16 protein-coding genes are annotated in these 21,520 nt (G+C 72.6%); 8 read left to right on the forward strand and 8 right to left on the reverse strand.

Annotated elements, in window-relative coordinates; genetic code table 11:
* Positions 1–24 precede the first annotated feature (24 nt).
* A complete protein-coding gene (locus tag ACFYUS_RS24710; protein WP_388855997.1) occupies positions 25–1,182 on the reverse strand; it encodes an NAD(P)/FAD-dependent oxidoreductase in 1,158 nt (385 codons plus the stop codon).
* Positions 1,183–1,397: 215 nt separating this feature from the next.
* Between ACFYUS_RS24710 and ACFYUS_RS24715 the strand changes: the two genes are divergently transcribed.
* The 6 genes from ACFYUS_RS24715 (at position 1,398) to ACFYUS_RS24740 (ending at position 8,421) form a co-directional block, all read left to right on the forward strand.
* The gene (locus tag ACFYUS_RS24715) at positions 1,398–3,143 is read left to right on the forward strand and encodes an ABC transporter substrate-binding protein (protein ID WP_388856000.1); all 1,746 of its coding nucleotides are present in this window, start codon (positions 1,398–1,400) and stop codon (positions 3,141–3,143) included.
* Positions 3,144–3,157: 14 nt separating this feature from the next.
* Positions 3,158–4,090, forward strand: coding sequence for an ABC transporter permease (locus tag ACFYUS_RS24720; RefSeq protein WP_388856003.1), 933 nt, complete (start codon positions 3,158–3,160; stop codon positions 4,088–4,090).
* Positions 4,087–5,073, forward strand: a complete 987-nt coding sequence (locus ACFYUS_RS24725; protein ID WP_388856006.1) for an ABC transporter permease — start codon at positions 4,087–4,089, stop codon at positions 5,071–5,073. The genes ACFYUS_RS24720 and ACFYUS_RS24725 overlap by 4 nt, the downstream gene beginning before the upstream one ends.
* A complete protein-coding gene (locus tag ACFYUS_RS24730) occupies positions 5,073–6,077 on the forward strand; it encodes an ABC transporter ATP-binding protein (RefSeq protein WP_388856009.1) in 1,005 nt (334 codons plus the stop codon). The genes ACFYUS_RS24725 and ACFYUS_RS24730 overlap by 1 nt, the downstream gene beginning before the upstream one ends.
* Positions 6,074–7,063 carry an ABC transporter ATP-binding protein gene (locus ACFYUS_RS24735; protein WP_388856012.1) on the forward strand — a complete coding sequence of 330 codons (990 nt, stop codon included), beginning with the start codon at positions 6,074–6,076 and terminating at the stop codon, positions 7,061–7,063. The genes ACFYUS_RS24730 and ACFYUS_RS24735 overlap by 4 nt, the downstream gene beginning before the upstream one ends.
* A gap of 113 nt (positions 7,064–7,176) precedes the next feature.
* Positions 7,177–8,421, forward strand: a complete 1,245-nt coding sequence (locus ACFYUS_RS24740; protein WP_388856015.1) for an NAD(P)/FAD-dependent oxidoreductase — start codon at positions 7,177–7,179, stop codon at positions 8,419–8,421.
* Between the two features lie 67 nt (positions 8,422–8,488).
* Here ACFYUS_RS24740 and ACFYUS_RS24745 read toward each other — a convergent pair whose 3' ends face one another.
* From ACFYUS_RS24745 to ACFYUS_RS24775, 7 genes are all read right to left on the reverse strand, one after another.
* Positions 8,489–9,385, reverse strand: a complete 897-nt coding sequence (locus ACFYUS_RS24745) for an ornithine cyclodeaminase family protein (protein WP_388856473.1) — start codon at positions 9,383–9,385, stop codon at positions 8,489–8,491.
* A 47-nt stretch (positions 9,386–9,432) separates the two neighbouring features.
* Entirely contained in the window at positions 9,433–10,392 is a 960-nt protein-coding gene (locus tag ACFYUS_RS24750; protein ID WP_388856018.1) for a proline racemase family protein, read from the reverse strand.
* 84 nt (positions 10,393–10,476) lie between these two features.
* The gene (locus ACFYUS_RS24755) at positions 10,477–12,834 is read right to left on the reverse strand and encodes a collagenase (RefSeq protein ID WP_388856021.1); all 2,358 of its coding nucleotides are present in this window, start codon (positions 12,832–12,834) and stop codon (positions 10,477–10,479) included.
* Positions 12,835–13,030: 196 nt separating this feature from the next.
* On the reverse strand, positions 13,031–14,092 hold the full coding sequence (locus ACFYUS_RS24760; RefSeq protein ID WP_388856024.1) for a C45 family autoproteolytic acyltransferase/hydolase: 1,062 nt from the start codon (positions 14,090–14,092) through the stop codon (positions 13,031–13,033).
* Positions 14,093–14,301: 209 nt separating this feature from the next.
* Positions 14,302–15,906 carry an FAD-dependent oxidoreductase gene (locus ACFYUS_RS24765; protein ID WP_388856027.1) on the reverse strand — a complete coding sequence of 535 codons (1,605 nt, stop codon included), beginning with the start codon at positions 15,904–15,906 and terminating at the stop codon, positions 14,302–14,304.
* Positions 15,907–15,936: 30 nt separating this feature from the next.
* Positions 15,937–16,896, reverse strand: a complete 960-nt coding sequence (locus tag ACFYUS_RS24770) for a diiron oxygenase (RefSeq protein ID WP_388856030.1) — start codon at positions 16,894–16,896, stop codon at positions 15,937–15,939.
* Positions 16,893–18,377, reverse strand: coding sequence for a flavin-containing monooxygenase (locus tag ACFYUS_RS24775; RefSeq protein WP_388856033.1), 1,485 nt, complete (start codon positions 18,375–18,377; stop codon positions 16,893–16,895). Before ACFYUS_RS24775 ends, ACFYUS_RS24770 begins: the two co-directional genes overlap by 4 nt.
* Before the next feature lie 163 nt (positions 18,378–18,540).
* Here ACFYUS_RS24775 and ACFYUS_RS24780 point away from each other — a divergent pair, with 163 nt between their 5' ends.
* Positions 18,541–19,236, forward strand: a complete 696-nt coding sequence (locus ACFYUS_RS24780; protein ID WP_388856036.1) for a TetR/AcrR family transcriptional regulator — start codon at positions 18,541–18,543, stop codon at positions 19,234–19,236.
* Positions 19,237–19,336: 100 nt separating this feature from the next.
* Positions 19,337–21,520, forward strand: a complete 2,184-nt coding sequence (locus ACFYUS_RS24785) for an MMPL family transporter (protein WP_388856039.1) — start codon at positions 19,337–19,339, stop codon at positions 21,518–21,520.

The following is a 21,520-nucleotide window of genomic DNA, read 5'->3' on the forward strand; positions in this document are numbered from 1 at the left end:
CTCGTGACGGTGGGTGCGCGCACCTCAGGGCGCGGTGCCGGCGAAGCGCTCGGGCCGGAACGGGTGGATGTCGAGGGGTGGTGCGGCGCCGGTCAGGCAGGCGGCGACGATCCGCCCCGTGACGGGGGCGAGTCCGATGCCCGCCCCTTCGTGGCCGCAGGCGTGGAGCAGGCCCGGGACGCGCGGGTCGGGGCCGATCGCGGGGAGGTGGTCCGGCAGGTACGGGCGGAAGCCGAGGTAGGTGCGGATGGCCCGGACGCCGCCGAGGACCGGGAACAGCGCGGTGGCTCCGGCGGCGAGACGGCGCAGGACCTCGGTGGAGAGCCTCCGGTCGAAGCCGACCCGTTCCCGGCTGGCGCCGATCAGGACGGGGCCGGCGGGGGTGCCCTCGACGACCGCCGAGGTCTGGAGCGCCGCGGAGCCGCTGGCGACGTCGGCGACGTAGTCGGCGGCGTACACCTTGTGGCGCACCACGCGCGGGAGGGGTTCGGTGACGAGGACGAAGCCCCTGCGGGGCAGGACGGGAAGGTGGACGCCCGCGAGTTCGGCGAGGGCGCCGCCCCAGGTCCCGGCGGCGTTGACCACGTGCGGGGCGTGGATCTCGCCGGCCGTGGTCCGTACGCCGCGGATCTCTCCGGACGCGCCGGTGAGCAGGCCGGTGACCTCCTCGCCCAGGCGCAGGCGGATCCGCTCGCCTCCGGTGCGCAGCAGCTGGGCTGCCGCGTGGGCGGGCATCACCTGGGCGTCCTGAGGGTAGTGGAAGCCGCCCGCCAGGCCGGGTGCGAGGTGGGGCTCCAGGTCGTGGAGCCGGTCCGCGGGGACCTCCTGGCTGGTGACGCCCGCCTTCTCCTGGCGGGCCGCGAAGTCGCGCAGGGCGCGCATCCCGGACTCGCCCGAGGCGACGACGAGGCCGCCCTTGGCCTCGTACTCGACCTGCGGCGGGAGCAGTTCGCTCAGCTCCCGCCAGAACGCGGTGGCGAGCAGGGCGAGTTCGAGCTCGGGTCCCGGTTCCTTGTCGGAGACCAGGAGGTTCCCCTCTCCCGCTCCCGTCGTACCGCCGGCGACGGAACCGCGGTCGACGACGGTGACGGAGAGGCCGGCGAGGGCGGCGTAGTGGGCGCAGGCCGCGCCGACGACGCCGGCGCCGACGATGATGACGTCCGAGGTGTTTCTCGTGGGCACGGCAGTAATATTTCACATGGCACTGGAGTTGCCAAGACCTCCAGGGAGCTTCTCAGTCGCCTCACCGGCGCCGCTCACCACGAACGGACACGGATGAGTAACGGAGCGCCCGATGCCTTGTCAGTACAATTTCACATTACTATGTTACCGGTCACATTCCAGCCGATCGATCGCCCGCACCGGCTGTCCGACTGCTGTTCTCCGGAGTGACCTTCATGAACAAGCGCATCCACACCCTCGCCACCGCCCTGGTGGTGACCCTCGCCCTCGGCGTGACCGGCTGTTCCGACGGCGGGAAGTCCGGCGGCTCCCGGGACCGCAAGAACCCCGCGGCCGCCAACGACGGCGCGGTCGTCGGAGGCACCCCGCAGAAGGGCGGCACGCTGACCGTCCTGTCCAACCAGGACTTCACCCACCTCGACCCGGCCCGCAACTGGGTCATGCCCGACATGGACTTCGGCACCCGGCTGCTCTACCGCACCCTCGTCACCTACAAGGCGGAGCCCGGCGCCAAGGGCAGCGAGCTGGTCCCCGACCTCGCCGAGGACCTCGGCACCCCGTCCAACGGCGCCAAGACCTGGACCTTCCGCCTCAAGCCGGGCCTGAAGTACGAGGACGGCACCCCGATCACCGCCCAGGACATCAAGAACAACGTCGAGCGCTCCTTCTCCCCCGACCTGCCCGGCGGCCCCGACTACGCGGCCCGCTACCTCGCCGGCGCCAAGGGCTACCAGGGCCCGGCCCAGGGCAGGCACCTCGCCTCCGTGAAGACCCCGGACGCCCGCACGATCGTCTTCGAACTCCACAAGCCCTTCGCCGAGTTCCCCTTCGCGGCCACCCTGCCGACCTTCGCCCCGGTACCGCCGAAGCAGGACAAGGGACCCCAGTACGACAACCGCCCGTTCTCCTCGGGGCCGTACAAGATCGAGACGTACGACCGCGACAAGCAGATCGTCCTGGTCCGCAACCCCCACTGGGACCCCCAGAGCGACTCCGTCCGCAAGGCGTACCCGGACCGGATCGTCGTCACCATGGGCCTCAAGGGCAACCAGATCGACGACCGGCTGATCGCCTCCTCCGGCACCGACGCCTCCGCCGTCTCCTGGGCCCAGCTCCGCCCCGAGTCCATCTCCAAGGTGCTCACCAAGGCCGACGTCAAGGCCCGGCTGCTCGCCGAGTCCAGCAGCTGCACCGAGATGGTCCAGATGCACACCGGCCGCGCCCCCTTCACCGACCTGAAGGTCCGCCAGGCCGTCCAGTGGGCCCTCGACCGGGAGGCGATCGTCACCGCCGCCGGCGGCCCGGCCGTCACCGACGCCGCCAGCGCCGCCATGCCGGGCTCCCTCTTCACCGGCGGAAAGCAGCCCGACACCCTGAAGATCCCGCTCTCCGGCGACCCCGAGAAGGCCAAGCAGCTCCTCAAGGAGGCCGGGAAGCCCGACGGCTTCTCCACCAGCATCACCGTCTCCGCCAACGACAAGGCCATCGGCGAGGCCGTCCAGCAGTCCCTGGGCCGGGCCGGCATCAAGGTGACCATCGAGACCGTCGACCCGTCCGCCTTCTACGACACCATCGGCGACACCAAGAACCGCACGGACCTCGTCTACACCGGCTGGTGCCCCGACTTCCCCTCCGGCACCACCTTCCTCCCCTTCGTCTTCGACGGCCGCTACATCAAGGAGAAGGGCAACTCCGGCAACCACTCCCTCTTCCGGGACGAGGCCACCATGAAGCGGATGGACGAGATCGCCGCCATGACCGACGGCGCCCAGGCCAACAAGGCGTGGCAGGAGCTCGACGGACAGATCCTCGCCAAGGCCCCCGTCGCCCCGGGAGCCATGAAGCGCCGCTCGCTCCTCGTCGGCACCAACATCGCCGGCGCCTACGGCCACACCTCCTGGAGCGGTCAGATCGACTACGCGACCGTCGGCCTCAAGGACCCCTCGAAGAGCGAGCGTTGAGGGACGGGAAGACCATGACCACGACCACCACCTCCCCTCCGGTGCACGGGGGCGGCGGGGCCTGGCGGCTGGTCCGCGCGGAACTGCGCCGCCGCACCTCCCTCAAGGTCTCCCTCGCCGTCGTCGCCCTCTTCGCCCTGATGACCGTGGCCGCCCCGCTGATCGGCTCGCTGGGCGGCTGGAGCCCCGAGGAGTTCGACAAGTCCGCCGTCGACCCCTACCTCGGCGGACTGCCGATCGGGCCGCTCGGCGGGGTCTCCGCCGAGCACTGGCTCGGCGTCGAACCCATCACCGGGCGCGACCTGTTCGCCCGGGTCGTGCACGGCGCCCAGGTCTCGCTGCTGATCGCCTTCGCCGCCACCGCCATCGTCGTGGTGGCGGGAGTGGCCGCCGGCATCGCCGCCGGCTACTTCGGCGGCCGCACCGACACCGTCCTGTCCCGGCTGATGGACCTCACGATGTCCTTCCCCTCCCTCATCTTCATGATCGCGATGATGTCGGTGGCCCGGGACGTCAACCGGACCCTGCTGATGATCCTCGTCATCGGCCTCTTCGGCTGGCCCGGCGTGGCCCGGGTCGTCCGCGGCCAGACCCTCTCCCTCAAGCACCGCGAGTACGTCGACGCGGCCCGCGTCGGCGGCTCCGGCCCCTGGCGGATCCTCGCCCGCGACATCCTCCCGGGCGTCGCCGGACCCGTCATCGCGTACACCACGCTGATGATCCCCGGCATGATCGCCACCGAGGCCGCCCTCAGCTACCTCGGCGTCGGGGTCCGCCCGCCGACCCCGTCCTGGGGCCAGATGATCGCGGAGAGCGTCGCCTACTACGACACGGACCCCATGTACTTCCTGGTCCCCAGCCTCTGTCTCTTCCTCACCGTGCTGGCGTTCACCCTCCTCGGCGACGCCCTGCGCGACATCCTCGACCCGCGAGGGGGCCGTACGTGATCCTCTACCTCGGCCGCCGGCTCCTCGGGGTGGCCGGCGTCCTCCTCGCGATCGCCGCCGTCACCTTCACCATCTTCTACGTGCTGCCCTCCGACCCGGCCGCCGCCGCCTGCGGCAAGGCGTGCAGCGACGAACGCCTGGAGGCGATCCGCGCCCACATGGGCCTGGACCAGCCCCTGTGGCGGCAGTTCGCCGACTTCGTCACCGGCATCTTCACCGGCCGCACCATGGGCAGCGGCCAGTACGCCCTGCGCTGCGACTTCCCCTGTCTGGGCTACTCGTACGAGAACAGCGAGAACGTCTGGGACCTGCTCGTCGACCGGCTGCCCGTCTCCGCCTCGCTCGCCGTCGGCGCGTCCGTGCTGTGGCTGCTCCTCGGCCTCTCCGCCGGCGTGACCGCCGCGCTCCGCAAGGACACCCTCACCGACCGGGTCCTCATGGTCGGCGCGGTCGCCGCCGCCTCCCTGCCGGTCTACTTCACCTCGGTGCTGCTCATCTACGGGCTGATCCGGGTGACCGGGCTGCTGCCCTATCCGCAGTACGTCCCCTTCACCACCGACCCGCTGTCCTGGGCCTCCAACCTGCTGCTGCCCTGGCTGGCACTGGCCGTGCTGTACGCCGCCATGTACGCCCGGCAGAGCCGCGGCTCGATGATCGAGTCCATGGCGGAGCCGTACATCCGCACCGCCCGCGCCAAGGGCCTGCCGCGCCGCACGGTCGTCGTCAAGCACGGCCTGCGGGCCGGGATGACCCCGATCCTCACGATCTTCGGCATGGACCTCGGCGGACTCCTCGCCGGCGCCGTCATCACCGAGTCGCTCTTCGGACTGCCCGGCATCGGACGCCTCTTCTACGGCGCGCTCACCACCGGCGACCAGCCCGTGATCCTCGGGGTGACACTGCTCGCCGCCACCTTCATCGTCGTCGCCAACCTGGCCGTCGACCTGCTGTACGCCGTCGTCGACCCGCGAGTGAGGTACTGATGAGCCCCTCCGGCTCCCTGTTGTCGGTACGGGACCTCACGGTCACCTTCCCGACCGAGCGCGGCCCCGTCCGGGCGGTCGACGCCCTCTCCTTCGACGTCCTGCCCGGCCGCACCCTCGGCATCGTCGGCGAGTCCGGCTCCGGCAAGTCCGTCACCTCGCTCGCCGTGATGGGCCTGCACACCAGCGCCGAGGTCACCGGCTCCGTCACCCTGGACGGCCGCGAACTGATCGGCCTGCCCGAGCGCGAGCTCAACCGGCTGCGCGGCCGCCGGATGGCCATGATCTTCCAGGACCCGCTGTCCAGCCTGCACCCCTACTACACCGTCGGGGAGCAGATCGCCGAGCACCACCGGGTCCACTTCGGATCCCGGCGCGCGGCCGCCCGCGAGCGGGCCGTCGAGGCGCTCGGCGAGGTCGGCATCCCCGAACCCCGCCGCCGGGCCGGCGAGTACCCGCACCAGTTCTCGGGCGGCATGCGCCAGCGCGTGATGATCGCGATGGCGCTCGCCTGCGAGCCGGACCTCCTGATCGCCGACGAGCCGACGACGGCGCTCGACGTCACCGTCCAGGCCCAGATCCTGGAGCTGATCGCCCGCCTCCAGCAGGACCGGGGACTCTCCGTCGTCATGATCACGCACGATCTGGGAGTGGTCGCCCGGGTGGCCCACGACGTCCTCGTGATGTACGGCGGCCGGGCCGCCGAACACGCCCCGGTCGACGCCCTGTTCACCCACCCCGCCCATCCGTACACCCGGGGCCTGCTCGACTCGCTGCCCCGGCTCGACGACCACGACGACGCGCCGCTCCGGGCGATCCCGGGCAGCCCGCCGTCCCTGCTCGACCCGGCGCCCGGCTGCGCGTTCGCGCCCCGCTGCGCCCGTGCGGCCGCCGGCTCCGAGGAGGAACGGGCCCGCTGCGCCGGCGAACGTCCGCTGCTCGGCGGCCCGGACGGGCACCCGGCCGCCTGCCACTTCCCCGCGTACGAAGGCGTCGCCTCATGACCACCACGACTCCCTCCCTGTTGAGCGTCCGGGACCTGACCATGACGTTCCCCGGACGCCGGGCCCGCTCGGCGCCCGTCCGGGCCGTCGACGGGGTCTCCTTCGACGTGGCCGCGGGCGAGACCCTCGGCCTCGTCGGCGAGTCCGGCTGCGGCAAGTCGACCACCGGCCGCATGATCGTGCGGCTCCTGGAGCCGACCGCCGGCTCCGTCTCGTACGACGGACGCGACATCAGCCATCTGTCCCAGCGGGAGCTGAAACCGCTGCGCCGCGACCTCCAGATGGTCTTCCAGGACCCGCACTCCTCCCTCAACCCCCGGCAGACCGTGGCCCGGATCATCTCCGACCCGCTGCTCGTGCAGGGGAGTTCGGCCTCCGAGGCGCGCAAGCGGGCCGTGGAGCTGATGGAGCTGGTCGGGCTCATCCCGGAGCACATCGACCGCCATCCGCACGAGTTCTCGGGCGGGCAGGCCCAGCGCATCGGCATCGCCCGCGCGCTGGCCACCGGCCCCCGCCTGGTCGTCGCCGACGAGCCCGTCTCCGCCCTCGACGTCTCCGTCCAGGCGCAGATCGTCAATCTGATGGAGCGGCTCCAGCGCGAACTCGGCCTCGCCTACCTCTTCATCGCGCACGACCTCTCGGTCGTGAAGCGGGTCTGCGACCGGGTCGCCGTGATGTACCTCGGCCGGATCGTGGAGATCGGCGTGAAGGAGCGGGTGTACGCGGCACCCGCCCACCCCTACACCCGGGCGCTGCTCTCCGCCGTGCCCCTGCCCGACCCGGCGGCGGAGCGGGCCCGGGAGCGGATCACGCTGCTCGGCGACCCGCCGAGCCCCGCCGCTCCCCCGCCGGGCTGCACCTTCCATCCGCGCTGCCCCAAGGCCCGGGAGATCTGCCGCACCGAGGCGCCGCTGCTGCGGATCGCCGCCCCGGGCGAGGCCCGGCAGGTGGCCTGCCACTTCCCCGAGGAACCGGGAGGGAGCTGACGGTCACGCCGGCGGGGCGGGCTCCGGTCCTCCGCTCTTGACAAGCGCTCGCCTTCCTCGTCCTCATGTTCCTGACCGAAGTGTCAGCACATCACGAGGGGGACGATCAGCGCATGACCAAGCCCGAGAGCGCGGGACACGACTACGACGTCGTCATCGGCGGAGCGAGCCTCGCCGGCTGCGCCGCGGCGATCCTGCTCGCCCGGCGCGGCGCCCGCGTCGCACTGCTGGAACGCCGCTCGCGCCCCATGGCGTACAAGGTGCTGTGCACCCACTCCCTCTCGGCCAACGGCACCCCGGTGCTCGCGGAGCTCGGCCTCATACCCGCCCTGGAGAAGGCGGGGGCCGTCCGCAACGAGGCCCGCTGGTACACCCGTTGGGGCTGGATCGAGCCGGGTGCCGCGCCGGGACCCGAGCTGCCGTACGGCTACAACGTCCGGCGCAGCACCCTCGACCCGCTGCTCAGGTCCCGGGCCGCCGAGACCCCGGGCGTCGACGTGCTCCTCGGCCATCAGGTGACCGGGCTGCTCCAGGAGGGCGGGCGGACCGTGGGGGTGCGGGCGTCGACGCCCGGGGGCGAGCGTGAGATCCGGGCCCGCCTGGTGGTCGGGGCAGACGGCAAGGACTCGGCCGTGGCCGGGTTCGCCGGGGTGCCGACCCGGAAGCACGAGAACGCGCGGTTCGGCTATCTCGCGCACTTCCGGAACCTGCCGCTGCGCGACGGGATCAGCCACGCCTGGTTCCTGGTGCCCGACATGGCCTACGCGTTCCCGAACGACGACGGGGTGACGGTCGTCGCGGTGCTCCCGCACAAGAAGCGGCTGCCGGCCTTCCGGGAGGACCTGGAGGGCAGTTTCCTGGAGTTCGTCCGCTCCCTGCCCGACGCACCGGACATCGACTCCGCCGAGCGGGTCACGAAGATCACGGGCACGATCGACTATCCGCTCCACACCCGCCGGGCGACCGCACCGGGCCTCGCCCTCATCGGCGACGCCGCCCTGACCGGCGATCCCCTGTGGGGCGTGGGATGCGGGTGGGCCCTGCAGTCCGCGCAGTGGCTCACGGAGGCGGTCGCCCCGGCCGTGACCGGCGGGGGCGGGCTCGACAGGGCCCTCGCGGTGTACGCGCGCCAACACCGGCGGCGACTCGGCGGTCACCAGTACCTGGCGGCCGACTTCGCCAAGGGCCGCCCGTTCAACCCCATGGAGCGGCTGATGTTCTCGGCGGCGGCGCGCGACGGCGCCCTGGCACGGCACATGCACCTGTTCGCGTCCCGCCTGATCGGTCCGCTGCGCTTCCTGAACCCCGTGGTGGTGACGAGGGCGGCGGTCGTGAACCTCAGGCATCGCCGGGCGTGACCGGTTCCGCGCCCGGGCAGGCCGACGCCGGCACCGCTCTTCACGAGGGGTGCCGGCGTCGGTGTGTTCAGGCCTCGCGGGCCGCCCGGTACAGGGCGGCGGCGACGGCGAGGTCCTGCCAGGCCATGCCCACGCTCTTGAAGAACCGCGGCCGTCCGGTGGGGACGCGGCCGTCCACCAGGTCGGCGAGGGTGCCCGCGATGTGGTCCTCGCCGATCGCCCCCTCCGCCATCGGCACGAGCAGGTCTCCGGCCTCGCGGAGCGCCGCCGCGCGCGCCTCCACGTACACCTCGGCGCGGGCCACGAGGGCGGTGTCGGTCTCCCGGGCCGCCGGCTCGTGCGAGCCGACCGCGACGACGGTGGCGCCCGGGGTCACCAGGGTGCCGTCGAAGAGGGGTTCGCGGGCCGTGGTGCAGCAGACGACGAGGTCGGCCCCGGCCACGTCGTCGGGTGTGCCGGCGCGGGCGGGCACGTCGAGCGTCCGCGCGTATCCGGCGAGGGCGCGCACGGCGACGGGATTGCGACCGACGACGACGGCATCGGCCACCTCGCGCACGGCGAGGACGGCCTCCAGATGGCCGTACGCCTGGGGTCCGGTGCCGAAGAGGACCAGGCGCAGCGGCCGGTCGTCCGGTGTCAGACGGCGTACGGCGAGGGCGGAGACGGCCGGGGTGCGCAGCTCGGTGAGGGCCGCGCCGTCGAGGAGGGCGAGGGGCCGGAGGTTCGCGCCGTCGAGGAGCAGGTAGGAGCCGGTGATGCGGGGCAGGCCGAGGGCCGGGTTGCCGGGGGCCACGCCCGCGATCTTCACGCCGGCGTACGTGCCGAAGGCGGCGGGCATGAGCAGCAGTTCGCCGGCCGGGACGGGGACGGCGGTGCGGGGCGGGGCGGCCTCGGGGTCGAAGCCGGCGCGCAGGAGGTCGGCGAGGACGTCGACGGTCGCCGCCGGGGTCAGGAGGCGGCTCATGGCCGGGGCGTCGATGTGGAGCAGGTCGGTCTTGGCCGTCGTGGTCGTCACAGGAGGAATCCCGTTCCGAGCTCGTCGTGGGGGTCGAGGACGAAGGTGTGGTTGCCGGTGCGATGGGTGGTTCCCGTGACCTCGGTGACGCCGCCGGGAAGCAGTCGGCCGGTGAAGACGGTGTCGGCGACCGACTCGTGGGTGAGGGTGTCCCCGGGTGCGAGGCGCCCTTCGTCGCCGAGCAGGGCGAGCCGGGCGGAGGTGCCCGATCCGCAGGGCGAGCGGTCGATCTGCCCGTCGGCGAAGACGGTGACGTTGCGCTGGTGCGGCCCGGTGGGGGTGTCGGGCAGCTCGTCGTACAGGATGACGCCGTACACGTCGTGCTCGGGGAACGCGGCGCGGATCTCCCTCCCGGCGCGGACGAGCGCGGGCAGGGAGGCGCGGGTGGTGTCGAGCCCGAGGGCGCGCGCGGGGAGCGAGACGTAGCAGGCGCCGGAGTCGGCGATGTCGACCTCGACGGTGCCGGAGGAGAGGGTCACCGGGACCTTGCGCGCGAGGACGCGCGCCGGGACGTTGCGGAAGGTGACGCCGGTGGTGCGGCCGCCCGCGCGGTGCACGGTCGCGGTGACGCGGCCGGAGGGGACGTCGATGCGGACGGGGACGTCGCCGTCGTCGGGCGCGGGGACGCGTCCGGTGTCCACGGCCCAGGCGCCGAGCGCCATCGTGCCGTGGCCGCAGGCGGTGGAGTAGCCGTCCTTGTGCCAGAACAGCACGCCGAAGTGGGCGCCGTCGTCGTCGGGCGGGACGATGAATCCGCCGTACATGCCGGAGTGTCCGCGCGGTTCCTGGACCAGGAGGCGGCGCAGCTCGTCGAGCGGTCCGAGGCGGAGGGCGAGGGCGCGGCGTTCGGCGACGGTGTCGCCGGGGACCGGCGGCAGGTCCTCGTCGATGATCCGGAAGGGTTCGCCTGCGGTGTGGTAGTCGGTGGTGCGGACGGAGTGCGGGGTGGTGCTCACGGAGTAGGGCCTCCAGTCGGGGAGTTTCATGGTGCCGGGCCGGCCGCTCCCCCCGTGGAGCGGCCGGCCCGGACGGTGGGGTGGTCAGCTGCGCAGCGGGCCCTCGCAGGTGAAGCTCGACGTGCCCGCGACCCGGCTGGACCAGATGTCGACGAGTCCGAAGGAGCAGTTCATGTCGGCGAGGTTGTTGGAAGCGGCGCCCGCCCGGTCGAGGATGAAGTAGTCGACGGTCTCGGACATGTCCTTGAAGACCTTGTCCGCGTTGTTCGCGTCCGACAGGTTGGCGGTGATGCGTCCGGTGCAGACGAAGCGGCGCTTGCCGTACTCGCCGGCCTCGAAGCAGTCGGGGGTGTTCTGGGTGGCGTTGGCGAAGGCGGTCCGGACGGCGGAGACGTCCGCGTCGCGCAGGTAACCGTTCTGCGTGTACGCGGTGTTCGGCACGTACAGGGTGTCCACCTTGGCGATCTGCGTGTCGAGGAAGCGGTCGTAGTCGCGCTGGACGGCGGGGTCGGAGCCCATCCGGTTGCGCCACGCGTCGTAGGCCGCCACGTCGTTGGCCCGCAGGTGGGTGTACATCTCACGGAGCAGCGAGGGCCTCTCGGTCCAGAGGAACTCGAAGAACGTACCGGCGTAGTTGTAGAAGCGGAAGCCGTCGCCGTCGTAGGTGGCGTGGAGGATCTGGTTGACGTTCATCCGGGGGCCGCCGCCGGCGGTGTCGTTGATGATGCCGCGGACCAGGGACTTGCGGACGGCGATGCCGTTGTCGCGGGTGGCGCCGTCGAAGAACTCGGCCGTGCCCTCGTCCATGGCGGTGGTGCGGTCGCCCTGGTACCAGGGGCCCTGGCCGAAGGAGCCGGGGACGGCCCAGCGGCCGTTGAGGTAGTGGGTGTACTCGTGGCGGAAGAGCTCTTCCAGGGTGAGGCTGGAGTCCTCCGGGACGCGGCGCTGGTACGTGTAGAAGGTGGCGCCGTTCTCGATGTAGACGCCGCCGTTGCTGGTGCCGTAGCCGGTCAGGACCGGGTGGTAGACCTCGTAGTCGAAGCGCGAGGAGTAGAGCACGATGGTGAGGGTGCTGTTGGTGTCGCCCGCGAGCGGCTGGTCGGTGCCCAGCACCCGGTGGAACTGCGCCTTGACCTGCTTGCTCGCGTAGTAGAGCTGGTCGACGGTGGCCCGGTCCAGGGCCGTGCGGACCTTGATGCCGCCGTTGTCGTACGTGAACGTGTTGGGGAAGAGCTTCTTCTCGATGTCGGACTTGCAGACGCCGTACGGCGCGCAGGCGTTGTAGTAGTTCAGCCAGGAGACGACCGATCCCCACTGCACGCTGAGGCCGAAGGTGGACTGGACGGTGCCCAGTACGGTGCCGAGGTCGGCGGCGATGGAGTCCTTCAAGCCGTCGATCTGGCCGAAGCGGCCGTACTCGCTGAGCGCGTCGCGGACCACCCAGGCGTTGGACGTGCCCTTGAGGTGGCCGTAGCCCGCGAAGGCCTTGAAGGCGGCGCGGTAGTCGGGGTCCGCCTTCGCGGCGGCCTGGAAGGCGGCGTCCTGGTTGCCGGGGTAGACGCCCAGGTAGTTGGTCGAGAGGCCGGCGAGCGCGGCACCCGCCCAGGCGGGGTCGAGGTTGGTGGCGGTGTGCGAGGGGTCCATGGTGGCCAGGACCCGCTTGATCAGGCCGAGCTGGTACTGGCGCAGTCCGGGCGCGCTCGCCGCGTAGAGCGCCTCGCGGAGGGTGTTCGCGTTGGTCCCGGTGACGTCGAAGGTGCGGGCGGCGGCGGCGAAGTCGGCGACGGCCTGCCGGACGGCGTTCACCGTGGGCGCGTCGGTGGTGTCGATCTCGCCGCGTGAGAAGTCGTGGTACGCGACGGCGTGCAGGTACGTGAACATCTCCTCCAGGTGGGAGGAGTTCCGTCCGTCGTGGGTGGCGGACAGGCTCGATATGCGGCGGGCGACGGCCTGGACGTGGGCGTCGGACATCACGGGGGCGAGCCGGGCGTCCCAGGTCCAGATGAGGCCGCGCAGACAGCCGTCGGCGGTGACGGCCGGGTCGGCGAGGAAGTCGGCGAACTGCTCCGGGGCGAGGCCGGTGATCCCGTCGAGCGTACAGGGGACGCCTGCCGCGGTGGTGCCGGTGGCGTCGGCGGCGAACGAACGCGCGGTGGTGGTGGCGGGTGCCCGGCCGGGCACCCGGCCCGTGGCGTGGCCGCCGGGCGCGGGGGCCGGCCCGAAGGTGGTGCGCGGGGCGGAGGCCCGGTGGTCGACCTGGTCGAAGGGGTTGGCTCCCGGCTGCGCCTGCGGGGCGGGCGCCCCGTACGCGGGGGCCGGGGCGGCGGCGGGCCGGTCGTCCGCGCCGGCCGCGGAGGCGCCGGCCTGACCGGCGGAGGAGAGGAGGGTGACCGCGATGGCGGAGGCGAGCAGGGACGAGCGCACACGTCGGTGGAGGGACAACGGGACTCCTGCTGGTGAGGGGGGTTTCGTGGGGATGGTTCGCGAACTGGTCGGGTTCGCACGGCGTATGACGGGCGTTCATCAGGCCGTGTGCGCTGTAACATAGTAATGTGAAATTGCACTGACAAGCCCTAGGACGGACCGACTTCCCCGGGGGCCCCGGCGGGGCGCCCGAAGAGGGTCGATCCGTACCGGTTCAGAAGCGCGCGAGGCCCGTCTCCGGGGCCTCGTGCGGGGCGCCGGCGAGATAGTCGATCGCGCAGCGGGTGACGTCGAGACCGATGGTGAGCAGGGTGCCCCACTGCTCGTGCGGCGGCTTGTCCTCGTCGGGCCGCATGCACACGACGGCGTCGGCCCCGGCGTCGCCGCAGAAGGCCCGGGCCCGCCCGGCGGGCGAGAGGCCCGGCATCGCGGCGCGCACCTCGCGCAGATGGGCGAAGCGCTCGGCCGTCATCGAGTCGGCCGCCCCGGTGTCCGCCGCCGCGAGGCCGGCGTCGAGGAAGTGGTTGGTGTGCAGCAGCCAGCCGTCCTCGGCCGCCGGGACCACCGCGAGCCCGGCGGGCGAGAGTTCGAGGCTCGCGGCGGAGCCGGCGGTGACGACGGTCAGCGAGGTGGACGCGCCGACGCGCGCCGTCGAGGCGATCTCGACGGCCTGGTCGAGGGTGTCCGCCTCGTCGAGGACGCGGCGGGCGACCGCGTGCACGGGCACGCCGCCGCTCGCCGAGTCGGACGCGTGGAACAGGATGTTGAAGTGCACGCCGAGGCCCGCGCTGTTCACGCCGATCTCGCCGGGGGCGCCGAACTCGGTGAAGAGCTTCACCGTGCGGCCCTCGCTCGGCCTCAGCTCGTGCAGCAGCGCGTCCGGGACGAGCAGGTCGTGCCAGTCCCAGGTCTGCACGGTCTGCGGCGCGGCCCCCACGGGCGCGAACACCGCCGTCGAGCACTCTCCCCTCCCGGGCACGGGGCACCCGGCGAGGATCTCGGTGCGGGCGCCGACGGCGGCCACCGCCCAGCGCTCGACGCCGGCCGCGTCGGCGCAGGCGTCCGATTCCTCGGCCAGGTTCGGTGCCCAGGCCCTCAGCGCCTCGTGGCTGCGGGTGGCGATGTCGCGGACCTGGTCCGCGGGCATGCCGAGGGCGGCGAAGTGCTCCCGGTAGAGCTCCGCGACGTGCCGGATCCGGGCGCCGAACCGGGTGCCGAGCAGGGTCCCGCGCTCGCGGGGGTCGGTGGTCTCGGTCGTGAGGGTGTGCAGTTCCACGCGCGTTCCTTCGGGGCTGGTGGGGCCGCCTGACAACAGGGAGCGGCGCGCCTCAAGCTAGGAAGGTAAAACGTTTTACGCAACACGATGGGCCTTCGGTCCGACGGCCCGCGGCCTCAGGCCCGGCGCGGTCGCCGGCCTTTGACCTCAGGCCCCGCGCGACCGGCGGCCCCTGACCTCAGGCCCCGCGCGACCGGTGGCCCTTGGCCTCAGGCCCCGCGTGGTCGGCGGCCCGCCGTGGAGCGTGCGGCGGCGAGGAGGTCCTCCCTGTCGACGATCTTGACGCGGGGGCGTCCCTGGAGGCGGCCTTCGGCGCGCTCGGCGTCGTCGATCGCCCGCCAGCCGTCGAGGCCGATGGCGTCCGGGTGCCCGCCGGACGCCGGGCCGCCGCCCGCGGGGGCGGTGAGCAGGCCGGCTTCGAGGTCGTCGAGGAGTGCGGAGACGGTCTCCTGGGCGCAGGACTTGTTGGTGCCGATGAACCCGCTGGGGCCGCGCTTGATCCAGCCGGCCACGTACACCCCCGGCCGGACCCGGCCCAGGTCGTGGGGAACCGTGCCGGTCGCCTCGTCGAACGGGAGGCCCGGGACGGGCCGGGCACGGTAGCCGATCGCGCGCAGGACGAGCGAGGCCTCGATGGTCTCGGTGGTCTCGGTGCCGTCGTCGGCGCCCGGTCCGGTCCGTGCGACGGCCAGACCGGTCACCCGGTCGTCGCCGAGGATCCGCGTCGGCCTCGTCCGGAAGCGCAGGACGATGCGGCGCCGTCCCGGCACGGGGGTCCGGGCGGCCAGTTCGGCGAGCAGCCCGGTCTTGGGGGTGGCGTCCGCCGGGACGTCGGCCGGCCAGTCCTCGACGAGGACGTCGACGTCGTCGAGGGCGGCGAGGGCGAGCAGTTCCGGCAGGGTGAACGCGGCCTCGGCCGGTCCGCGGCGCCCGAGGACGAGGACCTCGCGGACGCGGCTCGTCCGCAGCGCCGCGAGCGCCCGGTCGGAGATGTCGGTGCGGGCGAGGGCGTCGGGGTCGGCGGTGAGGATACGGGCGACGTCCAGGGCCACGTTGCCGTTGCCGATGACGACGGCCCGTTCGCCGTCCAGGGCGTAGGGGGCGGCGCTGTGGTCGGGGTGGCCGTTGTACCAGGCCGTGAAGTCGGTGGCGGAGGCGCTGCCGGGCAGTTCCTCGCCGTCGATGCCGAGCCGCCGGTCCGTGGCCGCGCCCACGGCGTAGATCACGGCGTGGTGCTCGCGGAGCAGGTCCTCGTGGTGCAGGTCGCGGCCGATCTCCGTGCCGAGCCGGTACGAGAAGCCGGGCTGGCTCTCGACGGCCCGGAAGAGCCGGGCGACCTGCTTGGTGTCCTGGTGGTCGGGCGCCACTCCCGCGCGGGCGAGTCCGTACGGGGTGGGCAGCCGGTCGTGGACGGTGACGGTGACGCCGGGATACCGGAGCAGTTCGTCGGCGGCGAAGAGTCCGGCCGGCCCGGCGCCGACGACGGCGACCCGCAACTCCGCCGCGGGGATGCGGCGTTGCGGGGGCACGAGGGCCATCGGGGTGCGGTCCTCGTGCGGATGGGCGTCGTAGTAGGCGCGGTTGAGCGCGAGGAACGGCAGCTCCGCCTCCGTGAGCGCGGTGTGCGGCTTGAGCGCGTCCACCGGGCAGGCCGTCGTGCAGGCGCCGCAGTCCACGCAGGTGCGGGGGTCGACGTACAGCATCTCGGTCTGCCCGAAGCCCGGTTCGCCGGGGGCGGGGTGGATGCAGTTGACCGGGCAGGCGAGGACGCAGGAGGCGTCGGCGCAGCACGACCGGGTGACGACGTAGGTCATGGTTCTCCGTTCCGGGGCCCGCGGGCCGCGTCAGGCGGCGTGCGGGGCGGGCTCGCCGCGGTGGCGGGAGGGGCGGCCGTCGATGCGCAGTGCTTTCCACACCCGCCGTGAGGCCCTGTTCATCAGGCCGATGTCCTCGGCGAGCATCCGTACGTCGGAGAAGAGGTCGCGGAGCATCTTCTCGCCGTCGGGCGACTTCCAGAAGATGTCCTTGATCACCCAGTGGGGCACGCCGATCGTCTCGGCGGTCTTCCGGTCGGGGACCACGATGACGTCGCCGAGCACTCTCATGATCACCGGGAAGGCCACCGACAGGGCGCCCCTGCGTGCCCTGCCGTAGCCGGGGACCTTGGCGCGGAGGAACTCGTGGGCGAAGGAGATGTGCCGGGCCTCCTCGGCGACGTGGATCTGCATGAGCCGGCGCATCAGAGGGTGGATCTCGTCGCCGCTGCGCAGGATCGCCTTCTGGAGGTGGTCGATGGGCTCCTCGCCGGCGAGGACGCCAGTGAAGAACGACTCGGGGACCAGGGAGCCGGCCAGTGGCAGGAAGCGGCTGAAGAAGCGGAAGGAGCGCCGTCCGCCGGGCACGTCGGCGCCCGCGCGGTTCACGAACTCCTGGAACATCTGGGTGTGGTGGCACTCCTCCGTGACCTCGTGGGTGAGGTAGCGGAACTCCGGGTCCTGGTTGCGCAGGGAGAACAGGTAGTCCATCACCCCGCGGATGAGGACGTTCTCGAACTGCATGCCCACCTTGACGATGTTGGCGTACCGCCACAGGCCGATGCGCGTCTGCACCTCCAGCGGCTGTTCCCGGTACCACGGGTGGCCGCCCAGGGGGTCGGCCGCGGGGAGGACCCAGCGGGGGTCCGCCGGGTCGATGGCGAAGTCGGGGTGGTCCCAGTCGATGTCGGTGAACGCGTCGAAGTGGATGTGCACCGAGGCCTCGGACAGGGTCCGGAGCCTCTCGTGATAGGTCTGCACGCTGGTCATCGTCGTCCTCCTTCGGGGGCCGTGCGGTCGAAGCGGAGCGCGGGGTCCTCGATCGGGGACAGCCGCAGCGCGCGCCGGTCGCGGTAGTAGTCGTTCCAGATCCGCCACGGGTCCCGGGTGCCCTGGCGGGGCATGATCGCGTCGCCGCGCGCGATGTAGCCGGAGGTCAGCGACTCGCCCATGACGGAGACGGAGGAGCGGTCGGCCTCGGCGGCGACGGGGGTGACGGCGGTGAGGCCGTGCCGGTCCATGTGGGCGAGGAGCCGGCTGACGTAGGCGGAGGCGAGGTCGGCCTTGAGCGTCCAGGAGGCGTTGGTGTAGCCGATGATCATCGCCAGGTTGGGGACGCCGTCCAGCATCACGCCCTTGTAGAGCAGGTGCTCGCGGGTGACGACGGGCTTGCCGTCGACCGCCAGTTCCATGCCGCCGGCGAGCTGCATGCGCAGGCCCGTCGCGGTGACGACGATGTCGGCGGGGATCTCCTCGCCGGACCTGACCTTGACGCCGGTCTCGGTGAACGTCTCGATGTGGTCGGTGACCACGGAAGCCCGGCCGCTCTTCAGCGTCGTGAAGAGGTCGCCGCCGGGCACGACGCACAGCCGCTGGTCCCAGGGCTTGTACGCCGGGGTGAAGTGGCGCATGTCGACGCTCTTGCCGAGCCGGGCCCGTACCGCGCCGAGGAGCACCTTGCGCATGAGGCGGGGGGCCTTGCGGCACAGGGCGTACAGACCGCGCTGCATCGCGATGTTGCGGGCGCGCCCCACCCGGTGGACGAGCGCGGCGGGGACGCGCAGCCCGCGCAGGAGGACCGAGAGGGGGTCCTCGGCGGGGAGGGCCAGGATGTACGTGGGCGAGCGCTGGACCATGGTGACGTGCGCGGCGTCGGGGGCCATCGCGGGGACGAGGGTGATGGCGGTGGCGCCGCTGCCGATGACCACGACGCGCTTGCCCGTGTGGTCGAGGTCCTCGGGCCAGTGCTGCGGGTGCACGAGGGCGCCCCGGAAGCGCTGCTCGCCGGGGAACTCCGGGCGGTGGCCCGCGTCGTAGTCGTAGTAGCCGGTGGCGCCGACGAGGAAGCGGGCGGTGAGGACGCGGGTCTCGCCGGTGGCCTCGTCGAGCGTCTCGACGGTCCAGCGCCCTTCGTCGCTCGACCAGTCGGCGCGGACGGCCCTGCGGCCGAAGCGGATGCGGTCGGTGACGCCGTGCTCCTCGGCGGTGGCCCGGATGTAGCGGCGGATGTCCGTGCCGCCGGCGAGGACCTTGGTGCCGTGCCAGGCGCGGAAGCCGTAGCCGAAGGTGTACATGTCCGAGTCGGAGCGGATGCCGGGGTAGCGGAAGAGGTCCCAGGTGCCGCCGATCGCGGACCGCCGCTCGAGGATCGCGTACGTGGTCCCGGGGTTCCCGGCGAGCAGGTGGCAGGCGGCGCTGATCCCGGACAGCCCCGCGCCGATGATCAGCACGTCGACGTGCTCGTTCTCCATGTCCATCCCCTCCGCGACCGGTCCTGGCGGCGCATTCTCCCCCGGCGCTCTCCCAGGCATCGGAATTTACCTGTGTCACCGCGTCCAAGATACCGGCGGTAACGTGACGTGCGCCACCCCCGGGTGCGCCGTCTCCTCTTGATCGCCGGGTACGATCCACGCCGTGGCCGAGGACAGACACACACGCAACGACGGGCGCCCCGACGGCCGCGACACCCGCTGGACCGGCCACCGCGCCGAGCGCCGTGACCAGGTCCTCACCGCGGCCCTCACCGTCATCGGGCGCGAGGGAACGGCGGTCAGCGTGGCGGCGATCGGCGCCGAGGCCGGGATGCCCCGTTCCGTCGTCTACCGGATCTTCCGCAGCCGCGAGGACCTCGACGAGCAGATCCGCGCGCGCATCACCGACGACCTGATGGCCGCCCTCTCCCCCGCGCTCGTCCCCAAGGGCACGATCCGGGAGGCGATCGAGCACGCCGCCGGCACCTACGTGGGCTGGGTGGCGCTGCACCCCGAGCTCCACCGCTTCCTCGGCACCGGCTCGCCCGCCGTCACGGGCACCCGCACCGCCGTCGCCCTCCACCTGGCGCGGCTCCTGGACACGTACGCCGACCGGTTCCTCGACGGCGAGCGGGGGCCCGCCGGCTTCGACCTCAACCTGGCGTTCGGCATGGTCGGCCTGGTGGACGGCGTGGTCAACCAGTGGGCCGCGCACCCCGGGTCGAGGAGCTCCCTCGACGATCTGACGCACTTCCTGAGCGACGCCCTCTGGGGCGTCCTCGCGAGCGCGACCACACGCCTGGGCATCGAACTCGACCCCGATCAGCCGATCGACCTGACCGGATCCGACCTGATCTGATCCGACCCGCGTCGACGGTCCCTTGTCCACCGACCGGTGGACAAGGGGTTCAACCGGCCGAGCCTGTCGGCGGTACGGCTCCGCCGACGAGCCTGGGACCATGACGAACCCGACCGTACGCATGGCCCGTCACAGCGCCCGGCATCCCTGGCGCGCGCTGATCGGCTGGCTCCTCTTCGTGGCCCTCTGCCTGGGCGCGGGCATCGCCCTCGGCTCCCGTCCCGCGACCACCGAGGACTACCGCATCGGCGAGGCGGGCCGGGCCGAGGCCCTCGCCGCCGAGGGCGGTCTCCAGCAGAAACCCCTCGAACGCGTCCTGATCCGGGCCGCGCCCGGCACCGGCCCCCTCGACCGGGCCGAGGCCGAGGCCGCCGCCCGCGAGATCGGCGCCCGCATGCGGCAGCTGCCCGAAGTGCTGTCCGTGACCGGCCCGGTCGCCGACGCGCAGCACACGGCCCTGCGCGTCGACGTCACCATGAAGGGCGCCGAGTTCGAGGGGAAGCAGCACGTCGACGCGCTCCTCGCGCAGACCGCCGAGGTCCAAGCAGCGCACCCGCGACTGCTCGTCGAGGAGGTCGGCGGCCCCTCCATCGGCAAGGGCGTCGACGAGCTCCGCGGCGAGGACCTCTCCCGTACGGAGGTCATCGCGCTGCCCGTCACCCTGGTCACCCTGCTGATCGTCTTCGGCTCCGTGGTGATGGCCGTCGTGCCGCTGCTGCTCGCGCTCACCGCGATCGTGGCCGCCGTCGGCCTGTCGATGATCGCCTCGCACGTCTTCCCCGACGCCGGGGTCGGCACCAACGTCATCCTGCTCATCGGGCTCGCCGTCGGCGTCGACTACACCCTCTTCCACCTGAAGCGGGAGCGCGAGGAACGGGCCCGGGCCGGCGGACGGCTCACCACACAGGCCGTGGTGGAGCTCGCCGCCGCCACCTCGGGCAGGGCCGTGGTGGTCTCCGGGCTGGCCGTGGCCGTCTCCAGCGCCACCCTCTACCTCGCCGACGACGTCATCTTCTCCTCCATCGCCACCGGAGCGGTCGTCGTCACCCTGGTCGCCGTCCTCAGCTCGCTGACCGTGCTGCCCGCGCTCCTCGCCCTCCTCGGCGAGCGCGCCGAACGCCGCAGGGCCCGCAAGAAGCCGGTACGCGGCGCTCCCCGTCCCGGCGGCCGGATCACCGCCGCCGTCCTCCGGCCCGTCTCCGCGCACCCCGCCGTGACGCTCGCCGTCTCCACCCTCGCGCTCCTCGCGCTCGCCCTGCCCGTCCTGCAGATCAACATCACGGAGATGAGCCGCGAGACGCACTCCCGCGCCATCCCCGCCATGCGGACCTACGACCGGCTCATGGCCTCCTATCCCGAACTGAAGGCCATGCACCAGGTGGTCGTACGAGCGGACGCGGACCGGGCCGACGAGGTCGCCGGCGCCCTGCGCGCCCTCGTGGAGCGGGCGGGCGCCGAGGACCCGGCGATCGGCGGCAACCCCGTCCTGCGGACCTCGGCCGACCACCGCACCACCCTCCTGGAGCTGCCCGTCCCGCGCTCCGTGAACAGCCCCGAGGCCCGCGCCTCGCTCGAACGGCTCCGCACCGACCTCGTGCCCGGGGCCCTCGGTGCGCTCGACGGCACCGAGGTCGCCGTCACCGGCGAGGTCGCCCGCTACGCCGACTACCCCGACCACCAGAAGCGGAAGCTGCCGCTCGTCATCGGGGCGCTGCTCCTCGTCACCTTCGCGATGACGGTGTGGGCGTTCCGGTCGGTGGTCCTCGGCCTCGTCGGCATCGTCCTCAACCTGCTCTCGGCCTTCGCCTCACTGGGCCTCCTCGTCCTGGTCTTCCAGCACGAATGGGCCGAGGGGATCCTCGACTTCACCTCCACGGGCTCGATCGGATCCCGCGTCCCGCTGTTCCTGTTCGTGATCCTCTTCGGGCTCTCCATGGACTACCAGGTGTTCGTGATCAGCCGGATCCGCGAGGCCCGCCTCGCCGGCGTCCCCACCCGGCAGGCGGTCCTCCAGGGCCTGTCCTCGTCCGCCGGGGTCGTCACGAGTGCCGCCGTGGTGATGGTGACGGTCTTCGCGAGCTTCGCCGCGCTGCACCTCATCGAGATGAAGCAGATCGGCTTCAGCCTGGCGGTCGCGGTCCTCCTCGACGCCTTCGTGATCCGCGTCCTGGTGCTGCCCTCCCTGATGCTGCTGCTCGGCGAGGCCAACTGGTGGCCCTCCCGCGCCGCGCGGCGGCCCTCAGAGCCCGAACGGGCCGGTACCCGGCCGGTGTCCGTAGGCTGA

This window comes from Streptomyces sp. NPDC004284, assembly GCF_042874035.1.
Taxonomy (GTDB): Bacteria; Actinomycetota; Actinomycetes; order Streptomycetales; family Streptomycetaceae; genus Streptomyces.